The sequence below is a fragment of the Mesorhizobium sp. LMG17149 genome, from assembly GCF_024518695.1.
GTDB lineage: Bacteria > Pseudomonadota > Alphaproteobacteria > Rhizobiales > Rhizobiaceae > Mesorhizobium.
The window spans coordinates 24333-50078 of sequence record NZ_JANIFL010000008.1; the positions used below are offsets into that span (position 1 = coordinate 24333).

Below are 25746 nucleotides of genomic sequence, written 5' to 3' on the forward strand. Positions count from 1 at the left end.
GTTTTTAGCTCTTCGCAGTCGCACAAAAATATGCCAAACGCGACACCCGCTGTTGGTAACGTAAGGGAAGGGGCCTCGGTTGAGCGCGGGTGAGATAAAAGGGATGACTCCTCCAGATATTCGATCGCGAAAAGGCCAGACGCCACTTGTATGCTTGACGGCCTACACCACGCCGGTCGCGAGGCTGCTCGATCGCCACTGCGACATCGTTCTTGTCGGCGACAGCGTCGGCATGGTGCTGCACGGCCTGTCGTCGACGCTGGGGTCACGCTCGACATGATGATCATGCACGGACAGGCCGTTCGCCGCGGCCTTGAACACGCGCTGATGGTCGTCGACCTGCCCTTCGGTTCCTACGAGGAAAGCCCAGAGCACGCTTTCGGCAACGCTGCGCGCGTGATGGGTGAGACCGGTTGTTCAGCGGTAAAGATTGAGGGCGGCGAGACCATCGCGGAAACCATCAGCTTCCTTACCGCGCGCGGCGTACCTGTCATGGCCCATGTGGGCCTGACGCCGCAGGCGGTAAACACGTTTGGAGGCTATCGTGTGCAGGGCCGGGGAGCCGATGCAGAGCGGATCAGGCGCGACGCCAGGGCGGTAACCGAAGCGGGCGCCTTCTCCTTGGTGCTGGAAAAGATACCGGAGCAGCTTGCGTTCATCGTGACCATCGCGATGCTGCATGTGGTCAACAACCTGTCCATACCAGTCTCGTTCCTGGGCTCCAAGAGCTACTCCGCCTTTTCAGGGGTCCAGGACGCCTTGACGCAATGGTGGTACGGCCACAACGCGGTCGGCTTCTTTCTCACCGCCGGCTTCCTCGGCATGATGTATTATTTCGTGCCCAAGCAGGCGAACCGGCCAGTCTATTCCTATCGGCTGTCGATCGTCCATTTCTGGGCTATCATCTTTCTCTACATCTGGGCCGGGCCGCATCACCTGCACTACACCGCCTTGCCCGATTGGGCGCAGACGCTCGGCATGGTGTTCTCGATCATGCTGTGGATGCCGTCCTGGGGCGGCATGATCAACGGCCTGATGACGCTGTCCGGCGCCTGGGACAAGCTGCGCACCGATCCGATCATACGCATGATGGTGATGGCCGTCGCCTTCTATGGCATGTCGACCTTCGAAGGCCCCATCATGGCGATCCGGGCGGTCAATTCGCTGTCGCATTATACCGACTGGACCATCGGGCACGTCCATTCGGGTGCGCTCGGCTGGGTCGGCATGATCTCGTTCGGCGCGATCTACTACATGGTCCCGAAGCTCTGGAACCGGCAACGGCTCTACTCGCTGAGGCTCGTCACCTGGCACTTCTGGCTGGCGACACTCGGGATCGTCGTCTACGCCGCGGTGATGTGGGTGTCCGGCATCATGCAGGGCCTGATGTGGCGCGAATATGGCGAGCAGGGCTTCCTGGTCTACTCCTTCGCCGAAACCGTCGCCGCCATGCACCCCTACTATGTCATGCGCGCCATCGGCGGCGCCATGTACCTCTCCGGCGCCCTGATCATGGCCTGGAACATCACCAGGACCATCCTCGGCCACCAGCGCGAGGAGGAGCCGATGCCGAGCCCCGTCGCCATCCGACCTGCGCGATCAGGAGCCAGGTAATGGGCTTGATGGACAAACACGCAATCATCGAGAAGAACGCCACGTTTCTTCTCGTTGGCTCGCTGCTCGTGGTGACGGTCGGCGGCATCGTCGAGATCGCGCCTCTCTTCTATCTCGACAATACGATCGAGAAGGTGGAAGGCATGCGCCCCTATTCGCCGCTCGAACTTGTCGGGCGCAACATCTATATGCGCGAGGGCTGCTACCTCTGTCATAGCCAGATGATCAGGCCGTTCCGCGACGAAGTTGAGCGCTATGGCCACTACAGCCTGGCTGCCGAGTCCATGTACGATCACCCCTTCCAGTGGGGATCGAAGCGCACCGGGCCGGATCTCGCCAGAGTTGGCGACCGCTACTCGAATGCATGGCATGTCGCGCATCTTACCGACCCGCGCTCGGTGGTGCCGGAATCGATCATGCCGAGCTATGGGTTCCTGAAAGACACGCCGATCGACGTGAAGGATTTCTCGACGCATCTGGTCGCCAACAGGCTTGTAGCCGTCCCTTACACCGATGACATGATCGCCCACGCCAATGCGGATCTGGCGGCGCAGGCCGATCCCAATGCCGACACATCAGGCCTTGAGGCGCGTTACCCAAAAGCCAAGATCGGCGACTTCGACGGCAACCCGCAACAGGTCACCGAAATGGATGCCCTGCTCGCCTACCTGCAGATGCTTGGCACACTGGTCGACTTCAAAAATTACGACGAAGCCGCCGGCTACCGCTGAGGAGAACGCTGATGACCTACAATTTGATGCGGGCGTTTGCCGACAGCTGGGGCCTGGTTGCGATGGCGCTGTTCTTCGTGGGGTGCATCGCCTTTGCCCTACGCCCCGGCAGCCGAAGGCTGGCCGACGAAGCGGCCCGCATTCCGCTCGAGGACGAGTGATCATGAGCGACGAGCATATCGATGAAATCTCTGGCGTCTCGACCACCGGCCACGAATGGGATGGTATCCGGGAGCTGAACAACCCGCTTCCCAGATGGTGGGTTATCACTTTTTACGTCACCATTGTCTGGGCGATAGGCTACACCATTGCCTATCCAGCATGGCCTCTGTTGCACTCGGCGACAACGGGTGTGCTCGGCTATTCCAGCCGCAACGAGGTTAGGAACGAGCTGACCGCGGCTGAGGCCGCCAAGGGCAAATATATCTCGGCGGTGGAGTCCAAGAGCGTCTCGGAAATCGCCGCGGACGACGGCCTGCGCGAATTCGCAATCGCCGCCGGTGGCGCCGCTTTCAAGGTCAATTGCGTACAATGTCACGGCTCCGGCGCCCAGGGTTCCAAGGGCTTTCCCAATCTCAACGACGACGACTGGCTATGGGGCGGCAAGGCCGAGCAGATCCAGCAGACGATTACGCACGGCATCCGCTTCGCATCCGATCCGGACACGCGCCTGTCGGAAATGCCGGCCTTCGGCGACATCATTACCGCCGACCAGATCGCACAAGTCAGCGCCTACGTGGCCAGCCTTTCCGGCAAGGTCCGCGATGCAAGTCTGATCCAACCCGGCGCCAAGGTCTTTGCCGAGAATTGCGTGGCCTGTCACGGCGACAATGCAAAAGGCAACAGGGAATTCGGCGCCCCCGACCTGACCGATGCGATCTGGCTCTATGGATCCGGTGAGACAGCCATCGCCGCACAGGTCCGTGCGCCAAAACAGGGCGTCATGCCGGCCTGGGTTGGCCGTCTCGGCGAGATCAAGGTCAAGGAACTTGCAGTTTATGTCCATTCGCTTGGCGGCGGAGAATAGGAATGGAAGCCCTATTCTTCGGTCCCCCCTGCCAAGCGGACGAGGCCCGGCGTGAGCCGGGCCTCGACACCATCCCTAATGCGATCTGCACAACCCGGCAAGGCTATCCTACGGCGAGGCTTTACGACAGGTGCCCCTGACATTGGCTGGGAAAGTGGAGTTGCACATGCGTGACAAGACGCAGTTGACAGGGCTCGAAACAGAAACTGTCAATTCCGCCAAAACCCGCAAGCCGCTTTATGCCGCGCGTCAAAAGATCTTTCCGAAGCGCGCCTCGGGCAACTTTCGTCGCTTCAAATGGCTGGTGATGACGATCACACTTGGCATCTATTACCTGGCTGCGTGGCTGCCTTGGGCTCGCGGTCCATTTGCCCCGGACCAGGCAGTCCTGCTCGATCTCGCGAATCGGCGCTTCTACTTCTTCTTCATCGAGATATGGCCCCAGGAATTCTTCTATGTGGCCGGCCTCCTGGTCATGGCGGGCGTCGGTCTTTTCCTGATCACCTCGACTGTCGGCCGTGCCTGGTGCGGCTATGCATGCCCTCAGACGGTGTGGGTCGATCTGTTCCTCGTCGTCGAACGTGCGATCGAGGGGGACCGTAACGCTCGCATGAAACTCGATGCCGGCCCCTGGACCGCCCGCAAGCTGATGCTGCGCTTATCGAAGCACGCCGTCTGGCTGGTCATAGGGGCGGCAACCGGCGGCGCCTGGATTTTCTATTTTGCCGATGCGCCGACGCTGGTTGGCGAACTCTTCACCGGCACCGCGCCACCCGTCGCCTACATCACTGTCGCCGTGCTGACGGCGACGACCTATACGTTCGGCGGTCTGATGCGCGAGCAGGTCTGCACCTACATGTGCCCATGGCCGCGCATCCAGGCAGCGATGCTCGACGAAAGTTCGCTCACCGTCACCTATAATGACTGGCGCGGCGAACCGCGTTCGCGTCATGCGAAGAAGGTGCAAGCTGCAGGGCAGTCCGTCGGCGACTGCGTCGACTGCAATGCCTGTGTCGCGGTCTGCCCGATGGGGATCGACATTCGCGACGGCCAGCAGCTCGAATGCATCACCTGCGCGCTTTGCATAGACGCCTGCGACGGTGTCATGGACAAGCTCGGCAAGGAGCGCGGGCTGATCGCCTACGCGACGCTCTCCGACTACAACGCCAACATGACGCTGGCGACCGCGGGCGGCTTCAGTTCAATCAATCCGTCGCTGGTCAGGACCGCTGATGGCCTGTTCTCCGACAAGGTGGCGCATTTCCATGTCAGCAAGATCTTTCGGCCACGCACCTACGTCTACATGGGCTTGTGGTCGCTGATCGGCCTCGGCCTGCTCTGTTCGCTGCTGACGCGCGACCGGCTCGAAGTCAACGTATTGCATGACCGCAATCCCCAGTTCGTCACGCTGACCGACGGTTCGATCCGCAACGGCTACACCGTCAAGCTGCTCAACATGATCCCCGAACCGCGGACCATTGTTGTCACTATGCAGGGCTTGCAAGGCGGCGAAATGAGCGTGGTCGGGGACGACATTAAGGCAGGCCGCTCCTTCGCCATCCCGGTCGAGCCCGATCGCCTGAAAATGCTGAAGGTCTTCGTGCGCCAGCCGGCGGACCAGATCCGCGCTCCGGCACAGACCTTCAAGTTCCGCGTCGAGGACAGAGCCAGCTTCGAGTCGAACGAGTACACCGCCACCTTCAACGCGCCGGAGGCCCCCAGATGACTGCCAATGTACAAAAGCCTCGTGAATTCACCGGCAGGCACATGCTGGTCATCATCCTGGCCTTTTTCGGCGTGGTCATCGCGGTCAATCTGACCATGGCAACGCTCGCCAGCACAAGCTGGACTGGCCTCGTCGTCGAAAACACCTATGTGGCGAGCCAGCAATTCAACAAGCAGGCCGAGGAGGGGCGCGCGCAGGCAGCCCTTGGCTGGACCGGCAAGCTGACCATTGCATGGGGCGAAGTTCGCTACGGCCTCACCGACGCCGCCGGCAAGCCGGTTCCCTTGCACGGCGTCAAGGTGCTGTTTCGCCATCCCGCGTACGAGAAGGAGGACAAGTCGGTCACCCTCGCACCCGCCTCGGGCCAGGAATTCGCAGCCCAGCACATGCCGAAGGACGGCGTCTGGATTGTCGAAGTCGACGCCGACGCCGGTCTGGATAAACCGTATCGCGACGTCCGCAGGATCATGATTTCCCATGGAGCGCTGCAATGAGTTGTTGTGCACCGGGCGCCGAAATGGCGCTTGATCTGGGCAGCACCACGTCGGTCCTGCCGTCTAGTCAGGAGATCAGGCTGGCGAGCCGATCGCTTGGCGATGATCTCCGCCAGACCGATCTTTCAGTACCGACGGTCCATTGCGCGGCTTGCATCCAGACGATCGAGGCGGCGCTGGGAAAGCTTGATCGCGTCGAGAGCGCCCGCGTCAACCTGTCGACGAAACGGGTCTCGGTCCGATGGCATGGGGATGAGGTTCCACCGTTTGTCGCCGCACTTGGACGGCTGGGTTACGAGGCGCATCTGTTCGACCCCGAGGTCGACAACAAGGACAAGGCGCTTTCGGAGTTGATCCGCGCCGTCGCGGTTGCCGGGTTCGCGGCGGGCAATATCATGCTGCTTTCGGTCTCTGTCTGGTCCGGTGCCGAAGGCGCTACCCGCGACCTGTTCCACTGGGTCTCGGCGCTGATCGCGATCCCTGCACTCGCCTTCGCCGGCGGCATCTTCTTCCGCTCGGCCTGGAATGCGTTGCGCCACGGCCGCATGAACATGGACGTGCCGATCGCGGTCGGGGTGTCGCTTGCCTACGCCATGAGCCTCTATGAGACGATCAACCATGGCGACCACGCTTATTTCGATGCATCGGTGTCGCTGCTGTTCTTCCTGTTGATCGGCCGCACGTTGGATCACGTGATGCGCGAACGTGCCCGGACCGCCGTGAAAGGCCTGTCCCAGTTGGCCGCACGCGGCGCCATGGTGCTGCGCGGCGACGGCGCACGCGACTATCTGCCGGTTGGCGAGATCGAACCAGGGATGCAGCTGCTGATTGCCGCCGGCGAAAGGATACCCGTCGACGGCAAAATCTTTCAAGGGGCATCCGATCTGGACTGTTCGCTTGTCTCGGGCGAGAGCACGCCCCGAAGCGTTGCGGCAGGCGAAGCCGTGCAGGCTGGTGTCCTCAACCTAACCGGCCCGCTGACGATTGAGGCGACAGCCGCCGCGAAGGATTCATTCCTGGCGGAAATGGTCCGCCTGATGGAGGCCGCCGAGGGCGGTCGGGCACATTATCGCCGGCTCGCCGACCGCGTTTCGGCGCTCTATGCCCCGGTGGTTCATCTGACCGCCTTCGTGACGTTCCTTGGCTGGATGGCGGCAAGCGGCGACTGGCACCGGGCGATAACCATCGCCATTGCGGTTCTCATCATCACCTGCCCATGCGCGCTCGGCCTCGCCGTACCGATCGTTCAAGTGGTCGCTGCGCGGCGCCTGTTCGAGAGCGGCATCATGGTCAAGGATGGTTCGGCCATGGAGCGCCTGGCGACGATTGATAACGCAGTGTTCGACAAGACCGGAACGCTCACGCTCGGACAACCCCGGCTGGTCAATGCGGGCTCGATCGATCCGGCCATGCTGGCAATCGCGGCAGACATGGCCGCGCACTCGCGTCACCCGTTTTCAAAGGCCATAGCCGGCTTTGCCGCTCTTGACGGGCAGCACAAATTCGATGCCGTCACCGAGCATCCAGGGTTCGGCATCGAAGCCACTGACGCCGGAAGCACCTGGCGGCTGGGTCGACGCGGATGGGCTGGATGGAAGGCCCGGACCGGCGGCGAAGGCAAACATGGCCATGGCGGAACGGTTCTGACGAAAGACGGGATCATTGTCGCGACCTTCGATTTCGAGGATGCGCTGCGCGCCGACGCCAGCGCGGCGATTAAGCGATTGAACGATGTCGGGGTGTCGGTGCAAATGCTGTCGGGCGATACTGCGGGTGCCTGCGCCGAAGTCTCGAAAATGCTGGGTGTCGACGACTTCGTTCCGTGCCTGCTGCCGTCCGGCAAAGTCGAGCGCATCGAGACCATGGCGAAAGACGGATACAAGGTTCTGATGGTTGGCGACGGCCTCAACGATACGCCAGCGCTGAGCGCGGCGCATGTCTCGATCGCACCGGCTACCGCCGCCGACATTGGCCGCAATGCGGCCGACTTCGTATTCCTGCGCGAAAGCCTTCTGGCCGTGCCTCTCGCGCTGGACGTCTCGCGCAAGGCTGGACACCTGATCCGCCAGAACATCGCGATCGCGATCGTCTACAATGCCGTCGCCGTGCCGATCGCCATCCTGGGCCACGCCACGCCTTTGTTAGCGGCGATTGCCATGTCTGCCTCATCGGTGCTTGTTATTGGAAACGCATTGCGCTTGCACGGCTTCGGGGCGAATGCGACGCTGCAAGTTATTCAAAAAGTCGGACGCTCCGCAGTCAGCTATTCGGCATAATCCTCGTGACGACGTTGCTCTATCTCATACCAGTGGCCCTTTTTCTGGGTGCACTGGGTGTGTCCGGCTTCGTCTGGGCATTGCGAAGCGGTCAATACGAAGATCTCGACGGAGCCGCCGAGCGGATACTAATTGATCGGGACGACAAACCGGAACGCTGATTTCAATCCGCTGTGCATAAGATGCGCGGATCGCGCTCGTCAGTCGAGCCGGCTCGGTCGGGAACAAGCTGTCCATGCTCCATGCTCCATGCTCCATGCTCCATGACCATCTTGACCTAAGCTGCACACTACATTTGTGAAAAGCCTCTGTCGTGCGAAGGACTGCCTCCCATTGCACCCAGTATGAGGCGGCTGATGCCACGAGAGTACCTCGCGTGGCCGGACGAGAGCTTGGCAATGTGCGCACGGGTTCCAAAGTGGAACGTCACGGTCGATCACCTGACCGTGAACCGCCAGTGCCGATTGGTCATGTCTGGCTGATCCAGATCAGGGTCATACTCATCGGTGTGGTCTATTGACCAGTCTTCGACGGAGAAATCCATGACTTACGGAAAGATTGGTCGTCATTATCAGCACCTTCACGGTTCTGGGTTTTCTGTCGTGTGGTCGGCCATGCCTTGTGCTTACGGCGCAGCCATTAGCTGACCGGCGTCGTGTGTATCTCGCTTGCTGGCTGACCATCCGCGTGGCTGCGCGGACAGGGGGGCCGATCAACAGCTTTCGCCTTTGATGGGTTGTGTGCGTCGTTGCCGATCCATCCCGATTCCCGGCCCGCGCCTTGAGGCTATGCGACGGTACCGGAACCCAGCGCACGCCACGCGGTTCCGCGCGCGTGGTGTCCGCTCGTCACGACGATGAACGAACAAGCGGCTGGAGTACCATGAACACCGTACACATCATCGACTGCCACAATGCAAATGACTACTTCGCCGACAGGCAAGAGGGACCGATCGTGCAGCACTTGTTAAAGGCTGTCAACATCCGCGCGGAGCTCCACATGGCGTTGAACCGAACGAAATTTGGTGAGGCTGTAGTACGAGCGATGGAGGCGGAGTGCGACGTGCTTCACATCGCCGGGCACGGCAATGGTGACGGGATCGCTTCGTCCAGTGGGCGAAGTGGCCTTCTTTGGGCTGACTTCGTAAAAATGTTCCAGGGCTCGCATCCAGCGCCGAAGATCCTCGTGATGTCAACGTGCTGCGGAGCATCATCGGGGTTGGGACGTGCGTTTTCGAAATCGATCAACCGTCCGAAGTTGATCATTGGTTCGAGTGACGCGCGCTATTTCGACGACTATGTCGCCGCGTGGGCTTTGCTCTATCGGCGACTGAATTGCAAGGACATCGACATCGAAGCCATGCAGCAGGTTCTTGATGAGATATGCGCGGTCGTGGATAAAAGTTTCCGCTACCTTGGCTGGGATGACGAGAGAGAGCGCTACGTTCGATACCCTCACCCTCGCAAGAGAGCCCGCTTCGACGTCGTGGAGCGTGAGTAGTATGCGCAAGGGTTCCAGGTGGAATGTGGCGATCGATGCGGCGCGGCCGTCGCTGACCAGCGTCGCGAGTGTCTCGCTTGCTGGCGGCGATCTGCGCGGCTGCGCGGCGAAAGGGCGGGATCGGTTAGCCGCATCCACCTCTGAGCGCTTTGAGTGCTTCGTTGCCGATCGATGCGAATCTCCCGGCCCAGCGCCTTTAGGCAATGCGGCGGGCACGGAGCTCATGTCACTCGGCTCAGTTCCACCGTTACACGAGGATAGGCGACCGGATGGCGGCACGCTGATGGGCTCTGACGATAATTTTGACATCGTTGTCGTTGGAGCCGGCCCGGTCGGCCTTTCGTTCGCTGCGTCGCTTGCCCAAAGCGAACTCAAGGTGGCAGTTGTTGAACAGAACACATTCGATAGTCTGGCGAATCCGGCTTTCGATGGTCGCGAAATCGCGCTGACCAACGCTTCGATCAGAACCCTTCGCGAGCTCGGCGCCTGGGATGTCATCCCGGCTTCGGACAAATCAGCACTTCAAGGCGCGCGCGTGCTCAACGGCTCGAGCGCATTCGCTCTTCGTTTCGATCCTCCCAGCAACTCTGGAGAACCGCTGGGGGTTTTGGTTCCAAATTGCCGGATCCGCGAGGCGCTGTTCAAAATCGTCCGCTTGCAGGATCGCGCCCGGCTGTTGTGCGGCCACTCGGTCGTCGATGCAACAAACAGCCAAGAAGGAGCAGTCGTAACGCTCTCTAATGGCGCGCGTTTAACTGCTCGGCTGGTTGTTGCCGCGGATTCGCGTTTGTCCGCCACGCGTGATCTGCTAGGCATCGGCGCCGATATCAACCGGCTTGGCCACTCGATGCTGATTTGCCGAGTGAGGCACGAGCGCGCCCACCACCAGATCGCCATCGAATGGTTCGATCACCATCAGACGATAGCGATATTGCCCCTCGCGGAGGGCATGTCGTCGCTGCTGCTCACATTGCGCTCAAACGAGGCCTATAGACTGCTTGCCTTCGATGATGATTTGTTCCTGTCGGAGTTGACGAAACGGTGTCGAGGGCGCCTTGGAAAAATGACCTTGGCAAGCAAGCGCCACACCTATCCGCTGGTCACGACCTGGGCGCACAAATTCCGGGCGCCGAGCGCCGCACTCATCGGCGACGCTGCCATCGGCATGCACCCGGTGACCGCTCACGGATTCAACATCGGTCTCAGCAGCCAGAAGCAACTCGCCCGTGGAATCATGACTGCGTGCCGCGACGGCCGCAATGTTGGCGACCCCGACATGCTGCATATATACGAAAGGCGGCTGCGCCTGTCGGCGGCGCCGCTCTACCATGCAACGAACATATTGGTTGGACTCTACTCCAGAGACCACCTGGCGGCACGGCTTGCAAGGCATCTGGGGCTTCGCTTTGCCCAACATGTTCCCCTTGTCCGGCATGGGATTTCGGCGGAGCTCCAGCGGTGATACTGCACCAGCAGTCGCATTTTTGCGCGTGCTGGGCGAGCGATGAGAGAGTGCATGATGCGCCGGAGTAATCCTGCTCCCCGACGCTGATCTCCGATTGAAGAATTAACCCGTCCTTCAGGGGGGCTGCATAGGCTGCGGACAAGCAGGAGTAAGCAAGCTGACCCGTCCAGCCTTGGAAAAAGAAGATCCGCTGGAGGCGAGAATCCTTCAGGACCAGCTCGCTGATCTGAGGGCAGGCCTTTTCGTCTCAATGCCGATAAGCATTGTGCTGTCCGGGCTGATTTTGACCGTGCAGGCCCTTTCCGGGAACGGTCTTGCTGGCGCGGCCTGGTTTTCGGTCGTTAATGCGATAAATGCCGCCCGCCTTGCACTCGCCCGTCATCAGCTGAAGGAACCCGGAGTCCAGGATGATCTGACACGGGTTTGGCTGCGGCTTCGCTGGTTTGGCAGGCTTGCTCTTCTGGCGGGATTCACCTGGTCATTCCTTGCCGTCCTAACGGCTGGATACACGACGTCTCAAGCATCGCTGCATCTAATAATTCTGGCGGGCATTTCAGCTGGCGCGGTCACGTACGGCAGCTCATATGCTGCGGCAGCGATATGCTTCATCACACCGCCACTCCTCATTGCCGCCGCATGTTTGCTGACGAAGGGAGCCCCGGAAAACTACATTCTGGCTTTTGCCGTCCTGCTTTTCGAGGGCGGCCTGGTTCGATCCTCGTTCGTTGGACAAGCGCGCTTCCGTGACGCGAGCCGCCTGAGACATCAAGCCGAGCGGCTTGCCGCGGAAATGGAGCGCAATTCCAGGGAGGACCATCTTACCGCGCTCCTCAACAGGCGGGGCCTCGAACATGCAATCGATCAGTTTGAGAACACCGATGGACCCTTTGTGGCCATGCTGATTGATCTGGACGGGTTCAAATCTGTCAACGATACCTACGGTCACAGAACGGGTGACGAGCTGCTTGCCAGGATCGCCCGCCGAATAGAGGAAGAAGCACCGGAGGGCTCAACGCTCGCCCGCATCGGTGGGGATGAATTCGTGCTGGTTTTTTCTTCGCGAAAGAATTCTCCTTCTCCCACCAATCTCGCGTCCAATCTCATAGCCAAGCTTGCTCGCCCCTATCCTGGGATCGCATCAGTCCGCATTGGAGCGTCTATAGGAATCTACTTGGCTGAAAACCCCGGACTAACGGAAATGTTGTTGCGGGCCGACATCGCCCTTTACACAGCTAAGCGCCGCGGCAGGAATGAATTTTGTCTGTTCGATGCCGAGCTAGCCCGGGAGTTGCAACGCCGCCAGTCAATCGAACGCGATCTTCATTCGGCGATAACGATGAGAAGCTTGGTCGCTTGGTTTCAGCCAATCGTAAGACTCGAAACTGAAGCCGTCGTCAGTTTTGAAGCCTTGCTAAGATGGTCTCACCCGCTTCACGGTCCCATTTCTCCGCCCGAGATCATGACAGCGGCACGCGAAACTGGAATGCTTCAGCTGCTAACTCAAACGGTATTCGCCGACTGTTGCGCTCTTATCGAGGGCTTGGTCAAAGCTGACCGTCGTGATGTTCGTGTGGCGATGAATGTTTCACCGTGCGAGTTGGAAGCTGGCGATATTGACGAGATGATTCTTAATGGTCTGGCGGCAAAAGACCTCCCTGCAACGATGTTCGACATCGAGATTACCGAAGAAGCCCCAGTGGATCCGGACAGAGTGGATGAAAAGCTCGCCCGGCTTTCACATGCTGGCATTTCTATCGCGCTCGATGACTTCGGCACCGGTTTTTCGACGCTGACATCGCTCAAGGACAGTCGGATCAGGAAGGTGAAAATAGATCAGGGCTTCGTTCGCGGCTTAGCCAAGTCCCGGGAGAATCGGCTGCTTGTCAAAGCGGTGATTGATCTTGGTAGGACGCTCGGGATCGAGGTCATGGCCGAGGGCGTTGAAACAGAGGCAGATCGGCAAACTCTGTACAAGCTTGGCTGCAGAACCGCCCAGGGCTTCCTGTTCTCTAAGGCAGTGCCTCTCCATTTGGCACTTGATTCGGTAGTAAAAGAGCACGCGAAGGAGTTGTGACCAGCCTCTCCGTCCGTGCTGCTCGCGGAACTTTCATGTGGGGTGGACCTGACGCGCGAAAGCCGTTTCGGACGGTAGAGTTATTACGGGGGCGAAACTGAGCACGTGGTTTGGATAGCAGCAATCCGGTCCACCGGCGCACATGCAGCGGCTTCATACAAGCGTTCAAGTTGCGAGATGAGCTTGAGTGAACGACGTCGGAGAATTGCGTCCTTTGGACGCTGGTTTCGCGGTTCCCGTAGGATTCGATTACGGGAAGCGTTCTTGGCTGCTTCTCGGCTCAGCGCTCATCGGGATGAACAACGTACCCGCGGTCAAGGTCTTCGCGACCTCAACCCAGTCACCATCCCGCAACAGCAGCGGTCGGGTCCTGATCAAGCGCTCAGCCTCAGCACAGGTGCTGGAGCAACGGTAGAGCGCGGAAAACGTGTATCGGAATGCGCTGGCTCACCATAGGAAGCTGCCACGGCATGTCGAATGTCCCCAGGGGGCGGACCGTTCCCTTGCATTTGTCTCGATGACGGGCTCTCAAAGCTAAAGCCAAGAGAGCTTTATAAAAATCGCACCCGATCGGCTGCGCAACGACGACCAGCTGAGGCCCGATCGGGTGCTAAGGTCGTGCCAAAAAAGGCGCGTCACTGTCGCATTTCTAGCCGGCTTGCGATCGGACGTCATCTCTTGGCGATAGCTGCCCCTTCTCTCAAATGCGCTTAGCGGCGCCGATGGCGAATAGCGCAAGCTTTTCCACCCGTTTCTACTCCACTACCGAGACTCGTCACCAACCTCCTTTTATTCGCTTCCATATGGCCCATCCTGTCTCCAATCGAGGAGGAGCGCGAACATGGGCCAAGCCGTAGAACGTCTCAGTCTCGGGAATTCTTCTGCTCGCCAAACTGCCGTTGTCGCCGGCACCATATTTGGCAGGGTGACAGTGCACGACAAGATATCAGGCGTTCTTGTCTGGGCTGAACTATGCTTGCAAGCCATAACCCAAAAATCGCCGATCCCTTTGAATTCGAGCCGGATGAATGGGTGTTTCAAAAGTTTTGGCGGTTTTAGGCAGAACCCTCCGATGGCCCGCGTACCGGTCAAGCTTCGTGAGCACTTTAGGTTCGTCGATCAGGCATAGGTTTCTTTCCCATGCCACATGCTGGCCGTTTGCCTAGTTCGGAAGCCCTCGAGAGGCGTTGCTCGTCTTGGTATGGCGTCGCCCCTTTTTCCGATCCATCGGCCACGGAGCTAGAATGGTGTCTAGCTGTTGCCGCCTACTTGGTCATCCGGCATGGAGATGCCTATATACCGACCTTCGAAAGGCTGGAATACGAGGTCGAACAAATGCGGCGGAAGCTCGGAAATCGCGAGCGAGCGCAGCGCGTGCTGGCCACGCTCAACCTAAATGGCTCGGACAGCTGGAGCCGTGAGGTTGGTTCTCAAGGCCTGGATGGCGCCGCAATCACATTCGCCCGGGCGGGGTAAAAGCGATTTTTTGGAGCCACTCGCGCTTTTGCGCTAACGAAGGTCCCGCGCCGTATTTGGGCCGGATCCATTTGTGGCCCATCAGAGAAGCAGTTACCTTCTCCGGCGCCTCAACTGCCGTCAGCCGGTCCTCGAAAGTGTGTCGCAGGCTATAAAGACTATGCTCGGAAGTCGGCAGAAGTTCCTTGCTGGCGAGCACCTTGTTGACGAGCGCTGAAAGTGACGCGGCCTTGTCGCGATAACGAGGAAAGCCGTCCGGATGGAGCTTGATGGCTGCAAGTGCGCCGCCAACCAAGGGAATGTCACGGGCTGAATGACCGGTCTTCAAGCGACGGCCATTGGGGCGCACCCGCACATGCGGGATTTCTCGATCGAGGTGGATTGTTTCGGTGGTGAGGTTTGCCGCTTCAGAAAGCCTGAGTCCGGTATCGGCAATCACATAGATTAGATGGCGGGCTTCGTCATTGAGTCCGTCGAGCGCGCCTTCAGCGAGTATCTTCTCCTGAATGAACTCCGCTGTGAACGCAGCGCGTTGCCCGGGGACGGCGCCGGAAAGACGCAGGTTTCGAAAAACCGGCTCCAGCTTGAGCTGGTGAGTCAGATCGACGACGCGCAGCATTTTCGAAACATGGCCGATGTCCTTGTTGGCCGTACCGATATCAAGTCCATCCTCAACGATCCGCTTTTGCCACCACTCGCGGAACGCGATTGCGTCGTCCCGAGTGAGGCTTGCGATCTCCTTGTCGCCAATGACTCCAACCAGATTGGCAACTGCGCGCTTTTTGGGGTTACGCCATTTCTTGATTTGGTTGGGCGACATGGTCAGCAAGTTCTGTTGCTCGATCGTCTCGAATTCCTTGATAAGACCGCTCAGGCGGACCGCTGGCCGCTTCTCCCCACCCATGACGGCCGAGACGTCCTGCGCGTCCTCGATCGATTTTTTGTCGAGGAGCAGCTTGATACGGGCCATGAGTTCGTCGAGCGGCCCCGCTGCTAGTTCCTCGTTAGTGCGATAGGCCAATCCAAATGACCGCGCGCGCTTCCTCGCGGCTTCGAAACGCAGCCCCGCCTCGGCGGATTGGCCTTCCCGCAGTCTACGCCAATACGCCTCCAGCCCCGCGCCGAGGCTTTGCACTGCATCTCGCGCCCGTACACCGCGGGGATCGTCAGCCACGGCGACGCCCGTGGAAATGCGTACTAGGCAGCGGCGATCAAACGCCGCGAATTCCTTCGGCACCCTGCGGACGAGATACCAGATGCCTTCACGTTTATGCGGCTTTGGCGCTGCGGAACGTCGCATTATCTTTCTCTAATGTTACACAGTTTGTTACACAGTCTAAGATATGTTTCGCTTCGTGCTGGTCAAGCGCAACAAGGAAGCTTTTGAAAGGAAAGGATTTTTATGGAAGCTATATGGCGGAGAGGGAGGGATTCGAACCCCCGATGGGCTTGCACCCATGCCGCATTTCGAGTGCGGTGCATTCGACCACTCTGCCACCTCTCCGCGGTCATGGTCGGCCGTTGCCGGCGCGGCGCACTAGATAACGGCTGAACGGGCAGGTTACAAGGCCAATCCGTCAGTTATTTGGCTTGCTTGGCAAGCGGCGGATTCACGGGCTGGTGGGTACAGCGAGGCCCGAGGCAGATTGCCGACCAGTCACCCATCCTCAGCCCAGGCGGGGGCAACGCCGTGGGCATGTCGGCACAGCCGGTCCGTGCCCGCCAATGACGGTCTCGAAACGGCGCGGCTGGTTTGCCTTGACTCGCCCCCAACCTTCGGTTAGGGACAGCGCGCAATCGGCGTGGAGGGTTCTTCCGCGCCGCTTGTTTTTTGAACCCGCAGACTGACAAAAAGACGGCTGAACTGCCTCAGGCGGTTCATCAAGGCCGACCGAACAGCGAAAGGCAAAAAATGTTCGCAGTCATTAAAACGGGTGGCAAGCAGTATCGCGTTGCCGCCAACGATCTCCTGAAGATCGAAAAACTCGAAGCCAATGTCGGCGATATGGTCGAGATCGGCCACGTCCTCGCACATGGCGAGGGCGAGAATGTCACGTTCGGCGCGCCGTTCGTCGACGGCGCGGTGGTCACCGCCGAAGTCGTCGAACAGGGCAAGAACCGCACCGTCATCGCCTTCAAGAAGCGCCGCCGGCAGAATTCGCGCCGCAAGATCGGCCATCGCCAGCTTTTGACCACCGTGCGGATCTCCGAGATCCTGCTGGGTGGCGCCAAGCCGACGAAGACGGCATCGGTCAAGGCGCCGAAGAAGGTGAAGGCCGAGGCCGCCACCGAGGTGCAGGCGGAAGCTGCGCCGAAGAAGGAGCCCAAGGCCAAGGCAGCCGAGACAAAGGCAGCCGAGACCGCGGCAGCGCCGCTGTTCAAGGCGCCGAAGGGTGAGCCGGACGATCTGACCGTGATCAAGGGCATCGGCCCGGTCGCAGCCAAGGATCTCAACGAGCAGGGCATCATCACCTTCGCGCAGCTCGCCAAGCTGACCGACAAGGATGTCGCCAAGATCGACGAGCACATGTCCTTCAGCGCCGACCAGATCAAGGACTGGCGCGAGCAGGCCAAGGAATTGGCTGCGAAGTAATTTTCTGGCGACCTGGTCGCCGGATCGGACTTGAAACGGAACGCGAACGCGTTCATAAGGCCTTTTAGGCGCCTTGCGGCGCAACGGAGTTAGTTAGATGGCACACAAGAAAGCTGGCGGCTCGTCGCGCAACGGTCGCGACTCGCATTCCAAGCGTCTGGGCGTGAAGAAGTTCGGCGGCGAAGCCGTCATCCCGGGCAACATCATCATTCGTCAACGCGGCACCACGTGGCATCCCGGCGTCAATGTCGGCATGGGCACGGACCATACGCTTTTTGCGCTCGAGACCGGCGCCGTGACGTTCAACAAAAAAGCCAACGGCCGAACCTACGTATCGGTCAACCCGATTGCCAAAGCCGCGGAGTAGCCGGTTCCGCACTAGAACACCGGCGCCCATCTCGGGACCGGTGTCTGGCAAAGCCAGGAAAAGGATCAGGGGAGATGGGTTTCCATCTCCCCTTTTTCTTGTGCCTGGAGGACTTTCAAATGGTTGCCGAAGCGGAAGACTCAGAAGACGAAAGTTACGCGATAGATTGTCCGGTGCTGGTCACCGAGCGGCTGGTGATGCGGGCGCCACACGAGGGCGATGTCGCGCAACTGGTCGAGCTTGCCGACAACCGCCATGTCGCCGAAATGCTGGCCCGCATGCCGCACCCCTATGGCGAGGCCGAGGCGCGCGCCTTCCTCGCCATGGCCAAGTCGCGCCGGGCCGGCATCGCCTATGCCCTGACGCTGGCGGGCACCGATACGTTCGTCGGCTGCGCCGGTCTCAACACCACCGATCGCGGGCTGGAGCTCGGTTACTGGATCGGCGAGCCGTACTGGAAGAAGGGCTATGCGACCGAGGCGGCACATGCGCTGGTCGATCTCGCCTTCCAGAGGACGTCGATCCAGGTGCTGCATGCCTCGACGCGGGTCATCAATCCGGCCTCGCGCCGCGTCATCCACAAATGCGGGTTCCAGTATGCCGGCCAGGGCATGCTGAATTCGATTGTCGCCGGCCAGGTTCCCGTCGAGCGCTACCGGCTCGATCGCAAGACCTGGACCAGCTTGCGGAACTGGGTCCACTTTTGATGTGTGCCGATATTCAGGTGAGGCCGGCCTGCGAATGGCGGTTTCCTGCGCTTCCGGTGCTCGCGTACGAAAAGTACGCTCCGCTCCGGTTCTCGGAAGCCACTATTCTCGGCTCGGCCTGACCTGAATCTCGACACACATCGGGTACGGCGCGAAACCAATGGGAGGCAAACCTGGATCAGCCCAGTTCGACCCAGACCGGCAGGTGGTCCGAGCCGACGGCCTTTCGGTCGACCCACAGGCGCTGCAGGGATTTGGCGAGCGACGCGCTGGTGAAGATGTAGTCGATGCGCTTGTGGCGGCTAGGATCGGTGGGTTGCTTGGGATCGACCCAGCTGATGAGATCGTCGCCGGTGGCGTTCAGGCGCAAGGCGGCATCAACGGCGAAGTCGGCGGTCAGCGGCATGCCGAATTCATGATCCGGCCGGCCGGCGAGTTCGATATATTCGGGTGAGCCGGCCAACATGTTGAAATCACCCATGCCGACAAAGGCTTCGGGATGCGGCAATTCCGGCAGGCCGATCTCGGCGACGCCGGACAGCGCGCCGCCTTCGAGCGCGTAGTTCAGCATGCGTTGGCGCAGGAACTGGATCTGGCTGGCGCGTTCGACGGGGCTGCGGTGATCGAGATGGATGGAATAGAAGCGGATGAAACCAAGCGGCGTCTCGATCAGCGCTTCCAGCGCGCCACGCTGGAAGTTCATCATCTCGAAGCTGCGGCTGCGCGGCAAAAGCAGGTTGCGCGACAGATGAATGGGGGTCTTAGACAGCACCATGTTGCCGAGCTGGAAGGTTTTCGTGACGGCACGGCCGTTGTCGATGTGCGAACCGATATTGGCCTCGAAATTGCTGCCATAGACAGCGAAATAGTCGGGCAGCGCCTCGCCGATCTCGGCGACCATGTCGCGGCCGCCATTCCGGGGATTGTTGCGGGTCACCTCCTGCAAAGCGATCACGTCGGCGCTGCGCACGGCATCGGCGATGCGCCCGACATCGTATTGCCCGTCGAGGCCGATGCCGTACTGGATGTTGTAGGTTACAAGCTTCATTCCGGCATCTCTCCGGCCGATCCCGCGCGGCCATTGTCACAAAACGGCCTCGCCCTTCGCCGCGCCTTGGTTTAGAGCAAGGGCCAAGGTTTAGAGCAATGCCGCAAGGCCACTAGTAGAAACTGTACAATCCCATGAAATTTCTCGATCAAGCCAAGGTCTACATCCGCTCCGGTGACGGTGGCGCCGGTTCCGTGTCGTTCCGGCGCGAAAAGTTCATCGAGTTCGGCGGGCCGGATGGCGGTGATGGCGGCCGTGGCGGCGATGTCTGGCTGGAGGCGGTCGACGGGCTGAACACGCTGATAGACTACCGCTACCAGCAGCATTTCAAGGCCAAGACCGGCGTCCACGGCATGGGCCGCAACATGACCGGCGCCAAGGGCGCCGATGTCACGCTGAAGGTGCCGGCGGGAACGCAGGTGTTCGAAGAAGACAACGAGACGCTGATCTGCGACCTGACCGTGGTCGGCCAGCGCTTTCTGCTCGCCAAGGGCGGCAATGGCGGCTTCGGCAACCAGCATTTCAAGACCTCGACCAACCAGGCGCCGCGCCGCGCCAACCCCGGCCTGCCGGGGCAGGAGCTCAACATCTGGCTGCGGCTGAAGCTGATCGCCGATGCCGGGCTGGTCGGGCTGCCGAATGCCGGCAAGTCGACATTCCTGGCCGCCGTCACCGCGGCCAAGCCGAAGATCGCCGACTATCCGTTTACGACGCTGCATCCCGGCCTCGGCGTTGCCCGCATCGACGCGCGCGAATTCGTCATCGCCGATATTCCGGGCCTCATCGAAGGCGCGCACGAGGGTGTCGGCATCGGGGACCGCTTCCTTGGCCATGTCGAGCGCACGCGTGTGCTGTTGCATCTGGTTTCGGCGCAGGAGGAAAATCCGGGCAAAGCCTACAAGACCGTGCGCGCGGAGCTCGAGGCCTATGGCAACGGCCTGACCGACAAGGTCGAGATCGTGGCACTGTCCCAGGTCGACACGCTCGACGCCGATGCGCGCAAGAAGAAAGCCGCCTCGCTGAAGCGTGCCGCCGGCCGCGCGCCGATGCTGTTGTCGGCCGTCACCGGCGAAGGCGTCGAGGCGGTGCTGCGGGCGTTGATGTCGGTGGTGGCCGAGGCGCGTGCGCAGATCGCTGCGCCAGTCGAGACGCGCTGGGAAAAGTAGGACGATGCAGTCGCTGGGAAAATATCGGCGCATCACCGTCAAGATCGGCTCGGCGCTGCTCGTCGACCGCACGACGGGCCTGAAGCGTGACTGGCTGGCTTCGCTCGCCGACGACATTGCCGTGCTGGCCCAGGGCGGCGCTGAAATCCTCGTCGTCTCGTCCGGCGCCATCGCGCTTGGCCGCACGATCCTTGACCTCGGCAAGCGCGCCTTGAAGCTCGAAGAGAGCCAAGCCGCGGCAGCCGTCGGGCAGATCGCGCTGGCCGGCGCGTGGTCGGATGCGCTCGGCAAGGGCAGCTTGAAATCGGGCCAGATCCTGCTGACGCTCGGCGACACCGAGGAGCGCCGCCGCTATCTCAACGCACGGGCAACGATCTCGACGCTGCTCAAGATGAAGGCGGTGCCGGTCATCAACGAGAACGACACGGTGGCGACTTCCGAAATCCGCTATGGCGACAATGACCGGCTGGCGGCCCGTGTCGCCACCATGATGGGTGCTGATCTTTTGGTGCTGCTCTCCGACATCGATGGCCTCTATACGGCGCCGCCGGCGCGTGACCCTCAGGCCAAATTCATTCCGGTGGTCGACCGCATCACGCCCGATATCGAGGCGATGGCGGGTGCGGCCGCTTCCGAGCTGTCGCGCGGCGGCATGCGCACGAAGCTCGATGCCGGCAAGATCGCCACCGCCGCCGGCACCGCGATGATCATCACGTCGGGCACGCGGTTGTCGCCGCTGATGGCGATCGAACGCGGCGAGCGCGCTACTTTCTTTCGGCCGAGCAGCAACCCGGTCAAGGGCTACAAGACCTGGATCGCCGGTCAGCTCGAACCGGCCGGCCGGCTTACGGTCGATGCCGGCGCCATCGGTGCGCTGCTGTCGGGCAAGTCGTTGCTGCCGGCCGGCGTCAAGCTGGTCAGCGGCAATTTCTCGCGCGGCGACACGGTGGCGATCCTGTCGCCCGAGGGCCGCGAGATCGCGCGCGGGCTGGTTGCCTACGATGCAGCCGATGCCGTCAGGATCGCGGGCCTGAAGACGACCGAGATCGAAACCGTGCTCGGCTACGAGGCGCGTTCGGCGATGATCCACCGCGACGACCTTGTGGTGAGCCATTCGGGTGACCAAGTACGGGCCGGCGACCAAGTACTGGCCAGTGACCAGGTAACCAGCGGAGGATGAGCCATGCTGAAACTGCATGAAAAATCCGGGGATGACACCGTAGCAACGATGGCCGATATCGGCCGTCGTGCCCGCGCTGCCGCCCGACCGCTGGCCATTGCCACGACCGCCGCCAAGAACGCCGCACTCCTCGCCATGGCAGAGGCGATCGTCGCTCGTGAGCAGGACATTCTCGACGCCAACGCCATCGATGTCTCGAACGGCCAGGAATCCGGGCTTTCCGCCTCCTTCATGGATCGGCTGAAGCTCGATCCGGCGCGCATTCGCGCCATGGCCGACGGCATCAGGGAAATCGCCGCGCTGCGCGATCCGGTCGGCGATGTGATGGCGCAATGGGACAGGCCGAACGACCTGCATATCGAGCGTGTGCGCACGCCGCTCGGCGTCGTCGGCGTCATCTATGAGAGCCGCCCGAACGTCACCGCCGATGCCGGTGCGCTGTGCCTCAAGGCCGGCAATCCGGTGATCCTGCGTGGCGGCTCGGATTCGCTCAATTCATCAGCCGCCATCCATGCCTGCCTGGTCGAAGGGCTGAAGGAAGCCGGCCTGCCGGAAGACGCCATCCAGCTGGTGCCGACCACCGATCGCGCCGCCGTTGGCGAGATGCTGAAGGGCCTCGGCGGCACGCTGGATGTCATCATCCCGCGCGGCGGCAAAAGCCTCGTCGGGCGCGTGCAGGCTGAGGCACGGGTGCCGGTTTTCGCGCATCTCGAAGGCATCTGCCATCTCTACATCGACCGCTCGGCCGATCTCGACATGGCGGTGCGGATAGCCGTCAACGCCAAGATGCGGCGCACCGGCGTCTGCGGTGCCGCCGAGACGCTGCTGGTCGACCAGGCGGTCGCCTCCACCCATCTGGTGCCGATCCTCGACGCACTGCGCGCGGCGGGTTGCGAAATCCATGCCGATGCCGACGTGCTGAAAGTGTTTTTCGATGCCAAGCCGGCGATCGATGCCGACTGGGTGACCGAATATCTCGACGCCATCATCGCGGTGAAGCTGGTCGACGGCGTTGCCGGTGCCATCGAGCATATCGAGACGTTTTCCTCGCATCACACCGAGGCGATCGTCGCCGAGGACGCGCAAGCCGTCGAAAGATTCTTCAACGAGATCGATTCGGCGATCCTGCTGCACAACGCATCGACGCAGTTCGCCGATGGCGGTGAGTTCGGCATGGGCGCCGAGATCGGCATAGCCACCGGCAAGATGCATGCGCGCGGACCGGTCGGCGTCGAGCAACTGACCTCATTCAAATACCGCGTGCGCGGGTCGGGACAGGTGAGGCCTTGAATCTTTTCGTTGTCAGAGCCTGAGGCAATGCTGGCATCTTCCGAACCGGCGGTACCCTCCCGTTACCTGAAGATGCCGCATGCCGAGAAAGGCCTCGCCGTCGGCCTGTTCGGCGGCTCGTTCAATCCGCCGCATGCCGGCCATGCGCTGGTCGCCGAGATCGCGCTCAGACGCCTGGCGCTCGACCAATTGTGGTGGATGGTCACGCCGGGCAATCCGCTGAAGAACACCAGGGAATTGGCGCCGCTCGGCGAACGGCTGCAGCTGTCGGAGCAGATCGCCAAGAACCCGAAGATCAAGGTCACCGCGTTCGAAGCCGCCCATCACGTCCGCTACACCGCCGACACGCTGGCGCTGGTCAAGGCGCGCAATCCCGGGGTCGACTACGTCTGGATCATGGGGGCGGATAGTTTGCGCGATTTCCACCGCTGGCAGCGCTGGCGCGAGATCGTCATGACCTTCCCGATCGCCGTCATCGACCGTCCGGGCGCGACGCTGTCGTTCCTGTCCTCCGTCGTCGCCAAGACCTTCGACTATGCCCGCATCGACGAGGGCGATGCGCCGCGGCTTGCCCGCATGAAGGCACCGGCCTGGACTTTCATCCACGGCCCGCGCTCGTCGCTGTCATCGAGCGCGATCCGCAAGCTGGCGAAGGGGTGAGCCCGACCGCCCGCCCATGTCGCTTTTATCGCTCCCTTTGCCCGTTTCATGGGCAATCCTGAGCTGGCATGTCGATTCCCAGGAAAACCCGTAGCGAAGCCGAGCAGGGCGCTGAGCCCACACCGCTGATCGCGATTGCCAGCGTCATCGTGTCGATGGCACTGATAGCCGTCGGCAACGGGCTGATGTTTGCCTATATCCCGGTTCGGCTCGGCGCCGAGGGTTTCGATCCGACCTGGGCCGGACTTATCATCACCGGACTTTCGGCCGGTGGGCTGGCGGGCTGCATCCTGACCGGACCGCTGGTGCGAAGGGTCGGCCATGCCCGTGCCTTCATGGTGTTGTCGGCGCTGATCGCACTGGCCAACGCCGCCGTCGGCGCCGGGGTCCATCCGCTGCTGTGGATAGCCGCCCGCGCGCTCTACGGCTTTGCCATCTGCGGCCTGTTCATCGTCGCGCAGAGCTGGCTGAACGACGCCGTTGCCAACGCCATCCGTGGCCGGGTCATGGCTTTCTTCTACGTTGCCTATGTCGCCGGGCTTGGCGTCGGCTACGCGACGCTGGCGCTGGTGGATATCAGGACAGCGGATGCGCCGCTGATCGGCATCGCCTTCACGGCGCTATCGATCCTTCCCGTCGGGATGACCCGACTTGCCCAGCCGCCGGCACCGCAGGCGGCCTCGGTGGCGCTGCGCCGCGCCTGGCGGGTTTCACCGGTCGGCGTCGCCGGCATGCTTGCGGTCGGCGGCCTGTCAATGTCGATTGCGGGCTTCGCGCCGATCCACGCCACGGCCAAGGGCTACAGCCAGGCCGATGTGGCGCTGCTGCTTTCGGCGATGCCTCTCGGCACTCTGATCCTGCAGATCCCGCTTGGCTGGATTTCCGACCGAACCGACCGCCGCTATGTGCTGATCGCCGCATCCGCGCTCGCCATGGTCGCCGGCCTGTTTGCGCTCGGGTTCGATGGCGGCGCGTTGGCCGCGTTGGTTGTGATCTATATCGTGTGGGACGGCGCCTCGGAATCGATCTATTCGCTGGCCAGCGCACATGCCGCCGACCGCGCCGGCAAGGACGACATGGTGGCGCTGTCCAGTTCGCTTCTGTTTGCCTGGTCGCTGTCGGGTTTCGTCGTGCCCGGCATTGTGACGGCGCTGTCGGCCGTCTTCGGCACGCAGGCTTTCATCTATGTGGCTGTTCTCATCGCCGCAGCCTTCTGCCTGTTCGTGCTTTTGCGCGTGTTCACGACGCGTGCGGTCCCGGTCGGTGAAACCGGCAGTTTCGCACCGATGACGGCGCAGGCGCCTTTGCCGGTCGAACTTGCCTTCGCACCGGACGATGAGGGCCGGCACTGAGCCAACCGATTATTGCCGGCGGGCTTGCGGTTGGGGCGCTTCCGGCGGCGGCAGCGGGATCGATATGCCTTCGCTATCGAATTCCTGTTTGGCGCGCTTGGTGAGATCGGTCTGGGTGGCGAAGAAGTCCGACGCCGACGTCCAATAGCGCAAGGCAATCGAAACAGTGCTGTCGCCCAATGTCGAGACGAAAGCGATCGGTGCCGGCTCACGCTTGATCCTCCGCTCGGCCGCGGCAATGGCAAGCAAGGTTTTCTGCGCCCTGTCGATGTCGTTCCAGGAGCCGATGCTGAGCGTGATATCGCTGCGGCGCACGCCGTTGCGCGAGAAGTTGCGCACCGGCTGGTTCCACAACGTCGAGTTGGGCGCCAGGATGTAGACGCCGTCGGCGGTCCTGAGCTTGGTCGCGAACAGACCGATTTCCTCGATCGTGCCGGCGATCGAACCGACCTCGACGGATTCGCCGATGCGGAACGGCCGCAGCGCCAGAAGCATGATGCCGGCGGCGATGTTCTGCAGCGTGCCTTGCAACGCCAGGCCGATGGCGAGGCCAATGGCACCGATCGCGGCAATGATCGAGGCCGTCTGCACGCCGAACTGGCCGAGCACCATGATGGTGACGAGGATCAGGATGGCGTAGCGGACGATCTTGGAGAAGAAATGCCGCAACGTGGCATCGAAACCATGGATATGGCCGAGACCGGCGAAGATCGAACGTTCGGCAAGACCGGCGACGATATAGCCGACAATCAAGAGGATGACGGCACCGATGGCCGAGAAGGAGTACGAAACAATCAGCGTGCTCAGTTGGGCAAGGCCAGCCTGGACGCTGAGAAAGGCGTTTTGCGGGTCGATCGGCATGGGGGGAATCCGGTTGGTCGGTGAGCCGATAACCCATGCGGGCGGTGAGGGTTCCGATCTTTTCCGGCGTGCAGCGGAACCACAAGAGCGACAATACGTTCGTGCGAGGCAGGGTCCCGTCTTGAAACTGTCAGGGAAC

The 25746-nt window shown here is 61.4% G+C and carries 21 protein-coding genes, 1 tRNA gene and 2 pseudogenes; 20 read left to right on the forward strand and 4 right to left on the reverse strand.

Annotated elements, in window-relative coordinates; translation table 11 throughout:
- Positions 1 to 103: 103 nt before the first annotated feature.
- The 12 genes and pseudogenes from NP945_RS19655 to NP945_RS19710 all read left to right on the forward strand — a co-directional run.
- A pseudogene (locus tag NP945_RS19655) lies at positions 104 to 609 on the forward strand (3-methyl-2-oxobutanoate hydroxymethyltransferase); the annotation flags it as partial.
- A gap of 39 nt (positions 610 to 648) precedes the next feature.
- Positions 649 to 1614: pseudogene (locus NP945_RS19660) on the forward strand (cbb3-type cytochrome c oxidase subunit I); the annotation flags it as partial.
- Entirely contained in the window at positions 1614 to 2345 is a 732-nt protein-coding gene (gene ccoO, locus NP945_RS19665) for a cytochrome-c oxidase, cbb3-type subunit II (RefSeq protein ID WP_256747297.1), read from the forward strand. The pseudogene NP945_RS19660 and the gene ccoO, both read left to right, overlap by 1 nt.
- Positions 2346 to 2356: 11 nt before the next feature.
- A complete protein-coding gene (locus tag NP945_RS19670) occupies positions 2357 to 2506 on the forward strand; it encodes a cbb3-type cytochrome c oxidase subunit 3 (protein WP_024502864.1) in 150 nt (49 codons plus the stop codon).
- A 2-nt stretch (positions 2507 to 2508) separates the two neighbouring features.
- Positions 2509 to 3372 carry a cytochrome-c oxidase, cbb3-type subunit III gene (gene ccoP, locus NP945_RS19675; protein WP_063169223.1) on the forward strand — a complete coding sequence of 288 codons (864 nt, stop codon included), beginning with the start codon at positions 2509 to 2511 and terminating at the stop codon, positions 3370 to 3372.
- Positions 3373 to 3538: 166 nt separating this feature from the next.
- On the forward strand, positions 3539 to 5098 hold the full coding sequence (ccoG, locus tag NP945_RS19680) for a cytochrome c oxidase accessory protein CcoG (protein ID WP_256747298.1): 1560 nt from the start codon (positions 3539 to 3541) through the stop codon (positions 5096 to 5098).
- Positions 5095 to 5592, forward strand: coding sequence for a FixH family protein (locus tag NP945_RS19685; protein ID WP_256747299.1), 498 nt, complete (start codon positions 5095 to 5097; stop codon positions 5590 to 5592). Before ccoG ends, NP945_RS19685 begins: the two co-directional genes overlap by 4 nt.
- Positions 5589 to 7868 carry a cation-translocating P-type ATPase gene (locus NP945_RS19690; protein ID WP_256747300.1) on the forward strand — a complete coding sequence of 760 codons (2280 nt, stop codon included), beginning with the start codon at positions 5589 to 5591 and terminating at the stop codon, positions 7866 to 7868. Before NP945_RS19685 ends, NP945_RS19690 begins: the two co-directional genes overlap by 4 nt.
- Positions 7869 to 7873: 5 nt before the next feature.
- Positions 7874 to 8029 carry a cbb3-type cytochrome oxidase assembly protein CcoS gene (gene ccoS / locus NP945_RS19695; RefSeq protein ID WP_081714250.1) on the forward strand — a complete coding sequence of 52 codons (156 nt, stop codon included), beginning with the start codon at positions 7874 to 7876 and terminating at the stop codon, positions 8027 to 8029.
- Between the two features lie 721 nt (positions 8030 to 8750).
- Positions 8751 to 9368 (forward strand): hypothetical protein, encoded by a 618-nt coding sequence (locus tag NP945_RS19700; RefSeq protein WP_127247245.1) that lies wholly within the window; start codon positions 8751 to 8753, stop codon positions 9366 to 9368.
- Positions 9369 to 9651: 283 nt separating this feature from the next.
- A complete protein-coding gene (gene ubiM, locus NP945_RS19705; RefSeq protein WP_032899078.1) occupies positions 9652 to 10830 on the forward strand; it encodes a 5-demethoxyubiquinol-8 5-hydroxylase UbiM in 1179 nt (392 codons plus the stop codon).
- Positions 10831 to 11005: 175 nt separating this feature from the next.
- Complete coding sequence (locus NP945_RS19710; protein ID WP_256747301.1) at positions 11006 to 12907, forward strand: bifunctional diguanylate cyclase/phosphodiesterase; 1902 nt, start codon at positions 11006 to 11008, stop codon at positions 12905 to 12907.
- A 1453-nt stretch (positions 12908 to 14360) separates the two neighbouring features.
- Here NP945_RS19710 and NP945_RS19715 read toward each other — a convergent pair.
- Both NP945_RS19715 and NP945_RS19720 read right to left on the reverse strand, forming a co-directional pair.
- Positions 14361 to 15683 (reverse strand): integrase, encoded by a 1323-nt coding sequence (locus NP945_RS19715; RefSeq protein WP_256747302.1) that lies wholly within the window; start codon positions 15681 to 15683, stop codon positions 14361 to 14363.
- 114 nt (positions 15684 to 15797) lie between these two features.
- A tRNA-Ser gene (locus NP945_RS19720) sits at positions 15798 to 15887 on the reverse strand.
- Between the two features lie 408 nt (positions 15888 to 16295).
- On the opposite strand from NP945_RS19720, the gene NP945_RS19725 reads away from it, so the two are divergent.
- From NP945_RS19725 to NP945_RS19735, 3 genes are all read left to right on the forward strand, one after another.
- Positions 16296 to 16976, forward strand: a complete 681-nt coding sequence (locus NP945_RS19725) for a 50S ribosomal protein L21 (RefSeq protein WP_256747303.1) — start codon at positions 16296 to 16298, stop codon at positions 16974 to 16976.
- Positions 16977 to 17073: 97 nt separating this feature from the next.
- On the forward strand, positions 17074 to 17343 hold the full coding sequence (rpmA, locus tag NP945_RS19730) for a 50S ribosomal protein L27 (protein ID WP_013529063.1): 270 nt from the start codon (positions 17074 to 17076) through the stop codon (positions 17341 to 17343).
- Positions 17344 to 17462: 119 nt separating this feature from the next.
- A complete protein-coding gene (locus NP945_RS19735) occupies positions 17463 to 18050 on the forward strand; it encodes a GNAT family N-acetyltransferase (protein ID WP_256747304.1) in 588 nt (195 codons plus the stop codon).
- Between the two features lie 178 nt (positions 18051 to 18228).
- Here the strand turns inward: NP945_RS19735 and NP945_RS19740 are convergent, their stop codons facing one another.
- Complete coding sequence (locus NP945_RS19740) at positions 18229 to 19098, reverse strand: endonuclease/exonuclease/phosphatase family protein (RefSeq protein WP_256747305.1); 870 nt, start codon at positions 19096 to 19098, stop codon at positions 18229 to 18231.
- A 134-nt stretch (positions 19099 to 19232) separates the two neighbouring features.
- Here NP945_RS19740 and obgE point away from each other — a divergent pair, with 134 nt between their 5' ends.
- From obgE to NP945_RS19765, 5 genes are all read left to right on the forward strand, one after another.
- A complete protein-coding gene (obgE, locus tag NP945_RS19745; RefSeq protein WP_256747306.1) occupies positions 19233 to 20264 on the forward strand; it encodes a GTPase ObgE in 1032 nt (343 codons plus the stop codon).
- A 4-nt stretch (positions 20265 to 20268) separates the two neighbouring features.
- A complete protein-coding gene (proB, locus tag NP945_RS19750; RefSeq protein WP_256747307.1) occupies positions 20269 to 21444 on the forward strand; it encodes a glutamate 5-kinase in 1176 nt (391 codons plus the stop codon).
- A gap of 3 nt (positions 21445 to 21447) precedes the next feature.
- Positions 21448 to 22734 (forward strand): glutamate-5-semialdehyde dehydrogenase, encoded by a 1287-nt coding sequence (locus NP945_RS19755; RefSeq protein ID WP_127396618.1) that lies wholly within the window; start codon positions 21448 to 21450, stop codon positions 22732 to 22734.
- A 72-nt stretch (positions 22735 to 22806) separates the two neighbouring features.
- Positions 22807 to 23394 (forward strand): nicotinate-nucleotide adenylyltransferase, encoded by a 588-nt coding sequence (locus NP945_RS19760; protein WP_127327663.1) that lies wholly within the window; start codon positions 22807 to 22809, stop codon positions 23392 to 23394.
- A gap of 68 nt (positions 23395 to 23462) precedes the next feature.
- Positions 23463 to 24746 carry an MFS transporter gene (locus tag NP945_RS19765; protein ID WP_256747308.1) on the forward strand — a complete coding sequence of 428 codons (1284 nt, stop codon included), beginning with the start codon at positions 23463 to 23465 and terminating at the stop codon, positions 24744 to 24746.
- A gap of 9 nt (positions 24747 to 24755) precedes the next feature.
- Here NP945_RS19765 and NP945_RS19770 read toward each other — a convergent pair whose 3' ends face one another.
- Complete coding sequence (locus NP945_RS19770) at positions 24756 to 25607, reverse strand: mechanosensitive ion channel family protein (protein ID WP_256747309.1); 852 nt, start codon at positions 25605 to 25607, stop codon at positions 24756 to 24758.
- Positions 25608 to 25746 lie beyond the last annotated feature (139 nt).